A 13,672-nucleotide genomic window follows, 5' to 3' on the forward strand; every position below is an offset into this window, starting at 1 on the left:
AAAAAACTTTGCCAAAGTTACGAGCCTCACGGGCAAAAACTTGGGCAAAGTATGCAATTTTTCACGATTTATTCTTCACTTTTCACTCTTTACTTCCACTAGCATTGTCCAAACATCTACGCCTCCTATTTTGGTTTGGTGAATTTGCTCAAAGCCGTGTTTTTGGTAGAAAAACACATTCATTGCGGTATTGGTGACCAAACTGAGTTGGCTACCTCCTTCACGTGCTACTAAAGGCAAAACGGCTTCATCTAAAAACTTACCTCCTATGTGTTTGCCTTGCCACGCGGGACTCACTACAAAACTCTCTAAATACCATCTGTTTTCAGAAGTTTGTTTTTTGGCGTACTCGCTGCTCTTGTCTAAAAATGGCAGGAAGCATTGAGTGGGTTTGGCATAACGCCAAAGTGCAAAAGCTCCTGAGCGCAGGTAGTCCCAAAGGGTAATACGGGTGTGGCGCAGTGATTGCATCACGGCAACAGCTATAATTTCGCCATTTTCTTCGGCTATCAGGCAATAGCCCTTGCGGATATTGCTCATCACTTGCACATAATGTAATTTGTTCAGATAGTCGATATACTTGCTATCGGTAGTGAAAAAAGAGTTGAGCACCGTGCGATACATATTGTAATTAGCAAAAGCATCGGTGAGCACACTAGCTACTTTGCGGGCATCGGCGAGAGAGGCAAGACGGTAGGTCATAGGATTTTAGGGTTAGTGGTTAGGGAATAGGGGTTAAGAGGTTTGCTCTGATAACGCTGAGGGTTTGCTGGGTAATGCCTAACAACGAGGCGATGTGCCCTAAGGGAGCGCGGAGGAGTATTTGGGGGTAGTTGTTTAGCAGCCATTGGTAACGCTCTTGGGCGGTTTGGAACTTTACAAGGTACAGCCGCTCGGTGAGTGATTTGATGGCTGAGACCAACAGCAGGCGCATCAGGCGTTCCAGTTCCTGATGTTCATTTACTACAAGTTCTACTTCCGAAAAGTTAGCCACCCACACCACACTATCCTCTAAGGCTTCTAAGCATAAAGGGGAAGATTGATTGAAATAGATGCTTTCTACTGGAAAATAAAACATCTTTTCAAGAAAAAAATTGTGGGTAATATCTTTCTTTTTATTGTAGTAATAACAGCGCAACAAACCTTCTTCCACATAAAACAACTCTTTTGAAGTAGTACCCGCTTTGAGCAAAGTGCTATACTTCTTTACCTCCCTGCGCTCAAATAGGTGAGCCGTTAGGGAGGTAAGGGTTGTGATGGGAATTTGAGTTTCTTCGTGTAGATACTCGGTAAGTGTCATCAGGCTATTGCATATTTTTAGCCTCGATGCTAAGGGTAGCGTGAGGCACTGCCATCAATCGACGTTTATCTATAAGTTTACCTGTTACACGGCAGATGCCATAGGTTTTATTCTCAATGCGAATCAGTGCATTTTTAAGGTCGCGAATAAACTTCTCTTGACGGATCGCCAAAGCAGTGTTTTCTTCTTTGCTGGTTACCTTAGAACCCTCTTCAAAAGCCTTGAAAGTAGGGGCAGTGTCGTCGGTACCATTAGTGGCACTATTCATATAGGAGCTTTTGATAAGTTCAAGGTCGTTTTGAGCTTTTTTGATTTTTTCTTCTATAAGTGCCTTAAATTCTTCCAATTCCTTATCGGAATAGCGTACTCTGATATTTTCTTCCATAGTATAATAGGGTTTAGGGTTAGTAATTTGGAGGTAGGGGAAGTATAAAAACCTAAAACCTACAACTCCTCTCTAAATTTGGGGCGTAAAAATACAATTATTTTTTAAAGTAGCAAAAATTTTAAAGGTTTTTTTTATTTGCTAATCCCCAAATTTGCTAATTTGCTAATTACACACTACCTTTGCGCCTTTGAAAAATAAAATTATTACAAAGTGCCTACAATAGGAAATATAGACTTGGGAGAATTCCCACTACTGCTCGCCCCTATGGAAGATGTGAGCGACCCTCCTTTTCGCCGATTGTGCAAAATGCACGGCGCTGATATGCTCTACAGCGAGTTTATCTCATCGGAAGGTTTGATACGCGACGCTATTAAAAGCCGACAAAAATTAGATATTTTTGACTATGAACGCCCCGTAGGAATACAGATTTTTGGGGGTGATGAGGAGGCTATGGCTCTCTCGGCTAAAATTGTAGCTACTGTAAACCCCGATTTGGTGGATATCAACTTTGGTTGTCCGGTGAAAAAAGTGGTGAGCAAAGGAGCTGGCGCTGGGGTTCTCAAGGATATCGACCTGATGGTACGCCTTACCAAAGCTGTGGTGAATAGCACCTCCCTACCGGTAACTGTGAAAACGCGCTTAGGCTGGGACGAACAGAGTATCAACATAGAGGAAGTAGCTGAACGCCTGCAAGATGTGGGCATTAGCGCACTCACTATTCACGCGCGCACCCGCAGCCAGATGTACAAAGGGCATTCGGACTGGAGTTATATTGCCAAAGTGAAGAACAACCCTCGCATTCACATTCCTATTTTTGGCAATGGCGATATCGATAGCCCCGAAAAGGCTTTAGAATACCGCAATAAGTATGGTATCGATGGCATTATGATAGGGCGTGCGGCTATTGGCTATCCGTGGATTTTCAATGAAATCAAACACTATTTTGCCACAGGCGAACTCCTCCCCTCGCCTACTATTGCCGACCGTGTGGAAGCGGCTAAAAACCACTTGTTATGGTCGATAGAATGGAAAGGCGAACGCCAAGGGGTGGTGGAAATGCGCCGTCACTATGCTAATTATTTTAAAGGAATCCCTAATTTTAAGGAACATCGCCACAAATTAGTAACCTTAGACGCTTCACAAGAAGTGGTCAAGGCTTTAGATAATGTTTTAGAGGTTTTAGGGAGGTAAGAGGTAAGAGATAAATAGTATGTTATGTAAGGGCGTTTTGCAAACGCCCTTACAAAAAAGGATTTTGCAAACACCCCTATAAAAATTTTATTATTACTTATTAGGTTTGTACTGTGATTGTTTGAAGAGAGTATCGGGGTTCATTGCCAAAATCTTTACTAATGGTTCTTCTTTGTGATTTTCGGCATACGCCTGAACGATGCGCAACCCTATAAATTTTGCTATTTGCCCTGGTGATTCATTATCTAATTCCAAATAGAATTTAGAGAAAGGTGCAGGATAGAGAAAACGCGTAAGGAGCTTCTTATCAGTTTGATAAAGGAGCTCTTTTTCTATAAAATAACGCCATATTTCAGCTTCATTGGCTTCTGCCCACGCGTACTGCTGGTCGGTATAACGCAACAAATCAGCAGCCGATTTTTTGGGGAGTAACAGTTGCTCTAAATAGAGCTTTTTGCCTTCGTAAATCATATTGTCCAAAAAGGTGAGATGCACCGCACGAGGCACTAATTTATCGGCAAAAGCATCGGCTACATCTACTGCTAAGTATTTTTTGTCGAGCTCGGTAGCAATGTAGCGTTCCATATCTTGATAGAAGGGGTGTTTGGCACCCAAGTAGTTATCGGTACCTATGAGCAAAAGGCTATCGGCATAGATCACACGCGACTCGTAGTCTACCCTACTGAGGAGGGTTACCACTTTAGGCGCTTGAAACTTAGGAAAATAGTACTTGATATGTTGTAACAAGCCGTTGAGTTCTTTCTTCTCGGCTGATAAATTACCTAATTGTTTTTCTACTTCGCCATATAGCGTGTGGTAGTAGATATTCGAAAATTCTGGCAAATCGGGGAAAATAGGTTTGTGCTTGATTTCCACCCACTCGCTATCGCTAATGCTGGGAGTGAAAAAATAAGGATACTGATGGCGCAAGGCAGGAAACTGAGCATCGGGAGTTTTTACAAATAGTGAGTCTAATCGCACGGTCTCGAACGACATTGGTATGGCGGCAATTTCTTTTTCTTTTTTGTCACCACAAGCTACTATTAGCAGCAAAGAGGCGAAAAGGAGGAGTTTTTTTGTCATTTTCTTAGTATTATTAATCATCAGCAGATTTACTTTTTCAACTTTGGTAAAAGTTTGAGGTGCAAAAGTACAAATTATTAATTATTTAGCAAACATTAGTGATTACTCATTAACTGTTAACTGGTTTTACTACTTAATTCTTACTCTAAATAAAATTTGCTAATCTCCTAACTATTCCTTACTTTTGTCGCTTGAAAATCAATTGTTATTGAACTATGAAAAAAATAGGCTTTGTACTCTTAGCATTATTATTAGCAGTTGCTTGTAAGAAAAACGCCAATTTCAACAGCGATCCGCTGGCTTTTAAAGATTATATTTCGGGGTATACCTCTGGGGTGATTTCTGCCCATTCGGGGATTAAAATACTGCTGAATGAACCGCTATCACAAGAAAAGATGGACAAGATAAACGACCTCCATCTTTTTGAAATTTCACCTAAAGTAGAAGGGAAAGTGGTGTGCCAAAGTCCGTCGCAAATCGCCTTTGTACCCAATAAACCTTTATCTCAAAACACTGAATATCAAATTTCTTTCAATGTAAAGAAACTTTATGATGTGCCTAAAAAAGAACTCGAACTCTTCAACTTTACTGTAAAGACTTTAGAACAGGCTTTTAGGGTGAAATCTGGTGATTTACAGTCATACAACAAAAATTTATACTTCCTCAATGCCGAGCTTTTGGCTAACGACCAAATTTCCTACGAAACGGTGAAAGATGTGCTCAAAGCCAACCTCAACGGCAAAAAAGTGGCTGTAAAATTCCAATCACAAGGTACTAACAATAAATTTGTGATTATTTTTGATAGTATCCCGCGCATCGATAAAGAGCAAACACTTGAAATTAAATGGGATACTAAGGATGTTCCTCAGGAAAACCTTATTCCATTCTCTTTCACTATTCCACAAAAAGGAGTATTCAAAGCGCTAAACGCCCGTACCGATGGCGCTAATCAGTCGTTTAGTGTAAACTTCTCCGACCCCTTGGAAAAAGAACAAGATTTCACAGGATTGGTAAGCCTCAGCAATACCAATACAGCACTAAAATACAGTGTAAATGGCAACGTGCTGAAAGTCTTCCGCGAGGAACAAAAAGAGGGTGATTACAAGGTTTATGTTTCTAAAGGTATCAAGAATATCTATGGTGATCGCTTGGAAAGAGAAGCAACTTTTGACATCAAATTCTTGCAACAAAAACCCGATATTCGCTTCCTGAAAAGCGGTACCATCCTGCCAAGCTCTCAAAATTTGAAAATTAATTTCCAAACTATCAACTTGCGTGCAGTGAATGTAACTGTTTATCGCATTTTTGAGAATAATATCTTTCAATTTTTGCAAGATAACGATTTAGGTGGAGGCTCCTACATACAGCGTGTAGGGAAACCTATTGCACGCAAAGTGCTGAAGCTGAACGATGGAGCGCTCTATCCGCTGAACGAGTGGAATACTTATTCCTTAGATTTAGCATCGGTAATTACTCCCGAACCTGGTGCGATTTACCGCGTGGAATTAGGAATGACCAAAAACTATTCGCTCTACACTTGTGGCACTAAAAATGAAGAACCTCTCGACCTTTCATTTGAAGAAAAACCTCTGAATGACGACGATGTGAACTATACAGAGTATTACTACGATTACGACGAGGAATTCTACTGGGAAGAAGAAGATGAGGATAGCCCTTGCAAAGATAATTATTACTACGGTAAAACAGTGGGTACCAATGTACTCGCCAGTGATCTTGGGGTGATCGTAAAGAAAGGGCAAACCAATAGTTTTACCATTATAGTAAACGACCTCCTCACCACTAAACCAGTAGATGGCGCTGTGGTAGAGGTGTTTAACTACCAACAACAGAAAATTCAAGAAGACAAAACCGATAGCAAGGGGATGTTGCATCTAAACCTCAGCAATCGTGCTTATTTCGTTAAAGTGAAAAAAGATAAATTCACTACTTATGTGAAGTTAGACGATGTTGCCCCTCAGTCGGTGAGCAAGTACGATGTAGATGGTATGCGCTTGCAGAAAGGGCTCAACGGCTTTATTTATACTGAGCGCGGTGTATGGCGCCCTGGTGATAGCATCTATGTAGGTTTCATTTTAAACGATTTTGCTCAGAAAAATCCTGAAAAACTGCCTATCAAACTCCGCTTTACCGACCCTTATGGCAAAGTGATTGCCGAGCGTATGCAAACCAGCAACCCTACCAATCAATACGTTTTTGGACTCAAAACCAATGCCGATGCCCCTACAGGCAACTGGAGTGTTGCTATTTCAGCAGGAGCTGCGAAATTTAGCAAACGCATCAAAATAGAAACTATCAAACCTAACCGACTTAAGATTGAGAATAGCCTCAGTGGCAAACTCATCAGCGGTAATGGCGAGAATGTGCGCTTGCAGGTGTTGTGGTTACACGGTAGTCCTGCGGGCAATACGGGGGTAAATGTAAAAGCAAAATTCTACCCCTTAGAAACCGCTTTTAAAGGCTATGAAAAATACGTGTTCAACAACCGTGCTTATCAGTTTGAGAGCGAAGAAATGAACGTGTACGAAGGGCAAACCGATAGCAATGGGAATGCAAATTTCTACTTCAGAACGAACGACTTAGAAGCCCCTGGTATGCTAAAGGTGAACTTCCTCACCCAAGCTAACGAAAGCGGTGGCGACTTTAGTACCGATGTGAGTACCGCCTCTTTCTCCCCTTACAGTGAGTATGTGGGCTTGCGTTTGCCCGAAACTAACAAATACGACTACTACAACACCCAGCAAAACCATACTTTCGATGCGGTAGTGCTCAGTGAAAACGGACAGCCATTGGGCAACAGAACAGTAGCGGTTACTGTGTATAAAGTAGGTTGGAACTGGTGGTGGGACGCTTCTAACCAAAACATCTCTACCTACAACAGCAGTAGCAGCAATGCTATTTACAAAACCGACTATATCACCACCGATAGCAACGGAAAAGGACGCTTTACCCTCAATATCCCTGATGCCGACTGGGGTCGCTATTTTATTATGCTCAGTGATAACCAAAGCGGTCATAAATGCGGTACTACGGTTTATTTTGATTGGGGTGACTGGACTGGCAAATCACGTGGCAGTGAAGGTAGTGAAGCGGTAATGCTCGCCTTGGGTACTAACAAAAAAGAATACAACGTAGGCGAAAAAGCCAAAATCACTTTCCCTTCCGATAAAGGCGGACGTGCGCTTATTTCGGTAGAAAATGGCAACGATGTACTCGAAACTTATTGGGTAGAAACTGCTAACAAAGAGACTACTTTTGAGGTGCCTATCACCAATAAAATGTCGCCTAATGTGTATTTCTACGTTACCCTATTGCAGCCACACAACAAAACGCTCAACGATGCGCCTATTCGCTTGTACGGAGTTGTTCCCGTGAAAGTAGTAGATAAAAACACAGTGCTCAACCCTGTAATCCAAATGCCCGACCGCTTGACACCTAACCAAAAAGTAAGCATCAAAGTAAGTGAGAAATCGGGTAAACCAATGACCTATACCGTGGCGATTGTGGAGGACGGACTCTTGAACCTCACCCGCTTCAAAACCCCCAACCCTTGGAATACTTTCTTTAGCAAAACAGCTCTAGGTGTAAAAACTTGGGACGTGTACGACGATGTGATTGGCGCTTATGGCGGAACTATCAATCAGGCGTTTAGCATAGGGGGTGACGAGGATTTAGGCGGTGCTGATGCTCAAAAAGCAAACCGCTTCAAACCTTTTGTTATCTTCCGCGGTCCGTTTGAACTCAAGAAAGGGGCTACTAATGCTCATACCGTGAAAATTCCTAATTATATGGGCTCTGCTCGTGTGATGGTAGTCGCCAGTGATGTAGCCGCCAATGCTTTTGGTAGTGCCGAGAAAAAAGATATACCTGTGGTAAGTCCGCTATCAATTTTAGGTTCCTTGCCGCGCAAAGCTGTGCCTAACGAGAAAATCATATTGCCAGTAACCGTTTTTGCTATGGAAAAACAAGTGAAGAACGTGTCTCTCCAAGTAGAAACTAATGGCTTGTTTAAAGTGGTGGGTACACACAATCAGCAGTTACATTTTGAAAAAACAGGCGAACAAATGGCTTATTTTGAGCTCGAAACCACCGCTCAAACAGGTATCGCCAAAGTGAAAATCACCGCTACTTCGGGTAAAGAAAAATCTACTTATGAGGTAGAAATGGATGTGTACAACCCTAACCCTATAACCTACGTAGTACAAAATGCAGTATTGCAAGGCGGACAGTCACACAACCTTAATATCAACCTCTTTGGCGAAAAAGCCAAAACAGTGTTGGAAGTTTCCAGCTTCCCAGGGGTAAACCTCACCCAGCGTTTGGGTTATCTTATCAGCTATCCACACGGCTGTGGTGAACAAGTTACTTCGGGGGCTTTCCCGCAACTTTTCTTAGGTGATTTTGTAACCCTTTCTAAAGAAAAAGCCGATGAGGTGAACCGCAATGTGAGTGCAGCTATCAGCAAATTGCACGAGAACCAACTCTCCAATGGTGGTTTCACCTATTGGAAAGGCGGTAAATACGCCGATGATTGGGTAACTTCGTATATAGGTCAGTTTTTTGTAGAAGCCGAGAAAAAAGGCTATGTATTGCCATCGGGTAGCAAACAGAGCTGGCTGAACTACCAAAATAGTGAAGCGCGCCAATGGCGTTATGAGGGTAAATACCAAAACGATTTTGCCCAAGCCTATCGCCTCTATACTTTGGCACTTGCCGGAAATCCTAACATAGGCGCTATGAACCGCTTGCGTGAACTCAGTGAGATCACCCCTAATGCCAAACGCACTTTGGCAGCTGCCTACGCCCTTGCTGGACAAAAACAAACTGCCGAAAAGTTGTTCCAAACCACTGCTATAGACGATGATGCCTATAGCTATTACGGTTCTGTACTTCGCAACAAAGCAATGGCAATGGAAACCGCTTTGCTCATCGGCAGGAAAGAAGATGCAGGACGCTGGGCATTAGAGATAGCCGAAAAACTCTCTACTAACGATTGGCTCAGCACCCAAACCACGGCTTATGCCCTCTATGCAATGGCAAAATATGTGGCTGTGAATAAGAGCGGCAGGAGCATCAATGCCAGCTATACCCTCAGTGGCAAAACCGAAAACCTTAAAGCTACCGAGCCTATGCTACAGAAAACCCTTGCTGCTAAAGGCAATGAGAGCCTACAAGTGAAGAACAATGGTAACCAAACCCTTTATGTACGCCTCATCACAAGTGGCGTATTGCCAGTGGGCAAAGAACTCGCTATGCAAAACGGACTTTCGCTTAGCACCACTTTCCGCGATAGCAACGGACACACACTTGATGTGACCAATTTGCGCCAAAGCACTCAGTTTGTTGCCACTATCGAGATTACGAACCTCACTGGCGAGGCGGTAGAGAATGTAGCGCTCACCCAAATCATCCCTTCAGGTTGGGAAATTGTAAATACCCGTTTTACCGATTACGATGAGGGCAGCAGCAATAGCAATGTAGACTACGCTGATTTCCGCGACGACCGTGCGAATTTCTACTTGTCACTGAAAGCCAAACAAACCAAGTATATCAAGCTCAAACTCAACGCCTCGTATGCAGGTAAGTACTATCTGCCAGGCACTTATGCCGAAGCTATGTACAGCAACCGCTACAACACCCGCACCAATGGCAAATGGGTAGAGGTAATGAGAAAATAAAGTGCGAGCCGCACAAGCAAGAAAAATTGGTATATTCTATAAACTTGATAATCAATCACTTTTAGTCACATTGTAGGGGGCGTTTTGCAAACGCCCCTTCAATATAGAATTTTTGCCCCCTCCTCTTTTCGTCATTCGTAACTCGTCATTCGTAACTATACTTTATTGCCCGTCGTGCTACGACTTCGTAATTCGTATTTTTTTACTATCTTTGCCCCAAAATTATAAATCTTATAGCATTATGAAGCATTTTTTAGTAAGCCTTTTGGCTATCGCTACATTAGCCGCTTGTAGCAAAAGCGATGATGACAACAACAATAACGGCGGTGGAAACAATGGTAATGGTGGTACTACCTCAACTACTGTTACAAGCACCACACAAACCCCTACAGTGAAAGTAGAACGAATTATTTCCTTTGAGCAAAATGGAAAACACACCTATGAAATTGTATATCACTATGAAGATGGAAAAATAACCTCTTTCTCTGAGAGAAAACTCATTAATGGAGTACAAACTGGAACAACCAGAATCATTAATTTAAAGTATGATGCTCAAGGGCGTATCCAAGAAATCAAAAAAGCCCGAGAAGATGGTTCTTTTGATGAAGACGACGACACAGAAACTTTCTTCTATGACAGCAGTGGTAATTTAGAGCGAAAAGAAATTACCTACCCTATGAAACTTAATGGGAATGGGACTATAGAGTACAAATACGAAAATAGTAAATTAAAACAATTTACCTATAAAGGAAGTTTAAATAATGGGAAAAAACGTTATAAAACACAAATTTTCAGTTACACTAATGAAAACATTACTGTGAATATAAAAGAGTATAACACCAATGCTCAAGAGGTTATAGAAGATAGTTCAGTAAGTACTTCTACAACCATCTATACCCTTTCTAATGGTAATGTTGTAAAAAAAGAAGAAACTCGAGAATATGGAAAAACTGTAACTACATTTAAACACGACAATGCCAAAACACTTTTTTCTTTAAGACCTTTTTTCGCTTATCCTGAGTATTTTGATGAAACAGATGTTAATAAGAATAATATTACATCTAAGGAGGTTATAAACACATATTCACATAATGGACAGACTGACACTTATAAAAGCACTTATCGTTATGAATATGAATACACTCCTGAGGGCTATCCTAAAACTATAAAGGAATTTAGAAATGGCACTTTAGAAGGCGCCAAAGAATACGAATATTAATCCCCTTATAACCTCATACAAAACTGCCCCCAGCAATGTGGGCAGTTTTTTTAATCTTTACACTTTACCAAAGGTGCGAGGTGCGAGCCGCACGGGCGGTTATGGGGTGCAAGCCGCACAGGCAAGAAACTTCGAAATATTCTATAAACTTGATAATCAATTACTTTTAGAGTATGTTATGTAGGGGCGTTTTGCAAACGCCCCCTCAATATAGAATTTTTGGAACACCCTCTTTTAATTGCCCGTCGTGCTACAATTTCGTCATTTGTAACTCGTAATTCGTCGCTATAATTTATCTACAACTTCGTCATTCGTAATTCGTAACTCGTAATTTTTTACTATCTTTGCCCCCATAAACTTAAAAATACCTCCATTTTATGAAAAATAGAGATTTAGGACTACTCATTTTGCGCCTTACTGTAGGCTTATTAATGATTCCTCACGGCATCAACAAACTATTGCACCCCGATGCTTTTGGTTATATCGAAAGTACTTTAGATGCTAAAAACCTCCCTACTTTCATAGCCTATGGCGTGTTCATTGGCGAAATTGTAGCGCCCCTGCTCATCGTTTTAGGATTCCGCTCGCGCTTGGCTGCTCTGGTGATGTTCCTCAACGGACTGGCAACGATCTACTTAGCCTATTCCGATAAACTCTCTGCCCTTACCCAACACGGTGGCTGGGCTCCCGAATTGCCCGCCTTGTTCTTCTTAGGCGCCTTAGCTTTATTCTTTACCGGAGGGGGCAAATACGCTCTTTCTACTCGCAATAAATGGGATTAACAAATGTTAGAACAAATCAATCTTACTTACGAGAAAGTTGTACTCGTAGGGATTATCAATCAATTACAAACAGAAGAAAAATCTAAAGAATACCTCGACGAACTCGAATTTCTTACCTATACCGCCGGCGGTGAAGTGCTCAAACGCTTCACCCAAAAGCTTGATGTGCCTAACCCTAAAACATTCATCGGCACCGGTAAAATGGAAGAAGTACAGCAATTTGTTGAGGAAAATGAGGTAGGAACGGTTATCTTCGACGATGAGCTTACGCCTGCCCAACAGAAAAACATCGAGCGCATTCTCAAAGCTAAAATATTAGACCGTACAGGTCTCATTTTGGATATCTTTGCCCAGCGCGCCCAAACCAGCTACTCACGCACTCAGGTGGAACTCGCTCAGTACGAATACCTATTGCCACGCCTTACAGGGCTATGGACGCACCTCGAACGCCAGCGTGGGGGTATCGGGATGCGCGGACCTGGTGAAACCGAAATCGAAACCGACCGCCGTATTGTGCGCGACCGTATTGCCCTGCTCAAAAAGAAACTTTCCGCCATCGATAAACAAATGGCAACCCAGCGCAGCAACCGCGGGGCATTAGTGCGTGTAGCGCTCATCGGTTATACCAATGTGGGCAAATCTACCCTAATGAACGTGATAAGCAAAAGCGAAGTCTTTGCCGAAAACAAACTCTTTGCCACGCTGGACACTACTGTGCGCAAGGTCGTGATTGAGAACCTGCCTTTCTTGCTCAGCGATACCGTAGGGTTCATTCGCAAACTGCCTACCCAGCTTATCGAGTCGTTCAAAAGTACCCTCGACGAGGTGCGCGAAGCCGATTTACTCTTGCACGTAGTAGATATCTCGCACCCTAATTTTGAGGAACATATCCAATCGGTAAACCAAATATTAGCCGAAATTCACAGCGCCGATAAACCTACCATTATGGTATTCAATAAAATCGACGCTTATACAAACGAAGAAATTGCCGAAGACGATTTGGCTACCGAGCGCACCAAAAAACACTTCACCCTTGAAGAATGGAAACAAACTTGGATGCAGCGAATGGGGCGTGATGTCTTGTTTATTTCAGCTCTCAACAAAAACAATCTCGAAGAATTCCGTAAGGTAGTGTACGAAAAAGTGAAGGAGATACACATCACCCGCTTCCCTTTTAATAATTTCCTATATGAGAAAATTGAAGAATAACCTTTTTTTACTCCTTTTGTGCTTATGCTGCACTTCTTTGGCTATTGCTCAAAACGATGAAACCATCAACACCGATCGCCCCGACCAAAGTGAAGGGGTGTACACACTACCTAAAGGTCAGTTTCAAATAGAAAACGGATATGTTTTCAGCAAAGAAGATAACAGTGCAAATCTAATGTTGCGCTACGGACTTATCCCTAACACCGAAATCCGTTTAGAAGGCGATTTCGACCTCCGTACCCCCGATTTTAGCAGTACTACCTTCAGCGTAAAACAGCGTTTGTACGAATCCGAACAGCGTTTTATCCCCTCTGTAGGACTCATTGGCTATGGACAATACAGCAAAACAGATGCTAAAGCCTATACTTTCGATGCTTGCTTAGCGTTCGAGAGTTCCCTCACCAATGTGCTTTCATTAGCTTATGGCGCTAGTAGTTCTGGACAATTTGAAAATTTGGATGTTACCGCCCAAATCAATTATGTCCCTACTAACAATAAGTTTTGGACTTTTGTGGAATATTATGCCTCTTATAATGGCTCGCGTGCTCCTGAGCATAATATCAATGCAGGTTTTGCCTATCTCCTCACCCCTACCCTACAGTTAGACATCAGTAGCGGACGTACATTGTGGCAAGAAGAACCACTATATTTCATAGAAGCAGGTTTTGGACTTTTAATCAGGTAAAATCTAAGAGTATTCTCCACAAGAGATTACAAAAAAAGTCTCAAAATCACCTTTGCATCGCAAACTTTGTCAAAGTCCTAGTACTTTGACAAAGTTAACTAATTGATTGTTAAAATAAT

The 13,672-nt window shown here is 42.1% G+C and carries 10 protein-coding genes; 6 read left to right on the forward strand and 4 right to left on the reverse strand.

What is annotated here, in order from left to right:
- Window positions 1-75: 75 nt before the first annotated feature.
- From CGC57_RS05425 to CGC57_RS05435, 3 genes are read right to left on the reverse strand one after another with little or no spacing between them, the layout of a single operon-like run.
- Entirely contained in the window at window positions 76-702 is a 627-nt protein-coding gene (locus CGC57_RS05425; RefSeq protein WP_095898290.1) for a GNAT family N-acetyltransferase, read from the reverse strand.
- 19 nt (window positions 703-721) lie between these two features.
- Window positions 722-1,300: a Crp/Fnr family transcriptional regulator gene (locus CGC57_RS05430; protein WP_095898291.1), complete on the reverse strand. Its 579-nt coding sequence runs from the start codon at window positions 1,298-1,300 to the stop codon at window positions 722-724.
- A 4-nt stretch (window positions 1,301-1,304) separates the two neighbouring features.
- Window positions 1,305-1,685, reverse strand: coding sequence for a TraR/DksA family transcriptional regulator (locus tag CGC57_RS05435; protein WP_095898292.1), 381 nt, complete (start codon window positions 1,683-1,685; stop codon window positions 1,305-1,307).
- Between the two features lie 213 nt (window positions 1,686-1,898).
- Between CGC57_RS05435 and dusB the strand changes: the two genes are divergently transcribed.
- Window positions 1,899-2,879 carry a tRNA dihydrouridine synthase DusB gene (dusB, locus tag CGC57_RS05440; protein ID WP_095898293.1) on the forward strand — a complete coding sequence of 327 codons (981 nt, stop codon included), beginning with the start codon at window positions 1,899-1,901 and terminating at the stop codon, window positions 2,877-2,879.
- A 93-nt stretch (window positions 2,880-2,972) separates the two neighbouring features.
- Here dusB and gldB read toward each other — a convergent pair whose 3' ends face one another.
- Complete coding sequence (gldB, locus tag CGC57_RS05445) at window positions 2,973-3,962, reverse strand: gliding motility lipoprotein GldB (protein ID WP_095899466.1); 990 nt, start codon at window positions 3,960-3,962, stop codon at window positions 2,973-2,975.
- Between the two features lie 215 nt (window positions 3,963-4,177).
- On the opposite strand from gldB, the gene CGC57_RS05450 reads away from it, so the two are divergent.
- The 5 genes from CGC57_RS05450 to CGC57_RS05470 all read left to right on the forward strand — a co-directional run bounded on the left by CGC57_RS05450 (window position 4,178) and on the right by CGC57_RS05470 (window position 13,553).
- Window positions 4,178-9,658, forward strand: a complete 5,481-nt coding sequence (locus CGC57_RS05450) for an alpha-2-macroglobulin family protein (protein ID WP_095898294.1) — start codon at window positions 4,178-4,180, stop codon at window positions 9,656-9,658.
- Window positions 9,659-9,899: 241 nt separating this feature from the next.
- Complete coding sequence (locus tag CGC57_RS05455; RefSeq protein WP_095898295.1) at window positions 9,900-10,877, forward strand: hypothetical protein; 978 nt, start codon at window positions 9,900-9,902, stop codon at window positions 10,875-10,877.
- A gap of 377 nt (window positions 10,878-11,254) precedes the next feature.
- The gene (locus CGC57_RS05460) at window positions 11,255-11,659 is read left to right on the forward strand and encodes a DoxX family protein (protein WP_095898296.1); all 405 of its coding nucleotides are present in this window, start codon (window positions 11,255-11,257) and stop codon (window positions 11,657-11,659) included.
- Between the two features lie 3 nt (window positions 11,660-11,662).
- A complete protein-coding gene (gene hflX, locus CGC57_RS05465; protein ID WP_095898297.1) occupies window positions 11,663-12,868 on the forward strand; it encodes a GTPase HflX in 1,206 nt (401 codons plus the stop codon).
- Entirely contained in the window at window positions 12,849-13,553 is a 705-nt protein-coding gene (locus CGC57_RS05470; RefSeq protein WP_095898298.1) for a transporter, read from the forward strand. The genes hflX and CGC57_RS05470 overlap by 20 nt, the downstream gene beginning before the upstream one ends.
- Window positions 13,554-13,672: the final 119 nt, after the last annotated feature.

The sequence above is a fragment of the Capnocytophaga sputigena genome (assembly GCF_002302495.1).
GTDB classification, from domain to species: Bacteria; Bacteroidota; Bacteroidia; order Flavobacteriales; family Flavobacteriaceae; genus Capnocytophaga; species Capnocytophaga sputigena.

What these genes read in the sequence shown, in the direction of transcription:
- CGC57_RS05425 (WP_095898290.1), bottom strand. Translation starts at nt 702, where the DNA reads ATGACCTACCGTCTTGCCTCTCTCGCCGATGCCCGCAAAGTAGCTAGT.
- CGC57_RS05430 (WP_095898291.1), bottom strand. Translation starts at nt 1,300, where the DNA reads ATGACACTTACCGAGTATCTACACGAAGAAACTCAAATTCCCATCACA.
- CGC57_RS05435 (WP_095898292.1), bottom strand. Translation starts at nt 1,685, where the DNA reads ATGGAAGAAAATATCAGAGTACGCTATTCCGATAAGGAATTGGAAGAA.
- gldB (WP_095899466.1), bottom strand. Translation starts at nt 3,962, where the DNA reads ATGACAAAAAAACTCCTCCTTTTCGCCTCTTTGCTGCTAATAGTAGCT.
- CGC57_RS05450 (WP_095898294.1), top strand. Translation starts at nt 4,178, where the DNA reads ATGAAAAAAATAGGCTTTGTACTCTTAGCATTATTATTAGCAGTTGCT.
- CGC57_RS05455 (WP_095898295.1), top strand. Translation starts at nt 9,900, where the DNA reads ATGAAGCATTTTTTAGTAAGCCTTTTGGCTATCGCTACATTAGCCGCT.
- CGC57_RS05460 (WP_095898296.1), top strand. Translation starts at nt 11,255, where the DNA reads ATGAAAAATAGAGATTTAGGACTACTCATTTTGCGCCTTACTGTAGGC.
- hflX (WP_095898297.1), top strand. Translation starts at nt 11,663, where the DNA reads ATGTTAGAACAAATCAATCTTACTTACGAGAAAGTTGTACTCGTAGGG.
- CGC57_RS05470 (WP_095898298.1), top strand. Translation starts at nt 12,849, where the DNA reads ATGAGAAAATTGAAGAATAACCTTTTTTTACTCCTTTTGTGCTTATGC.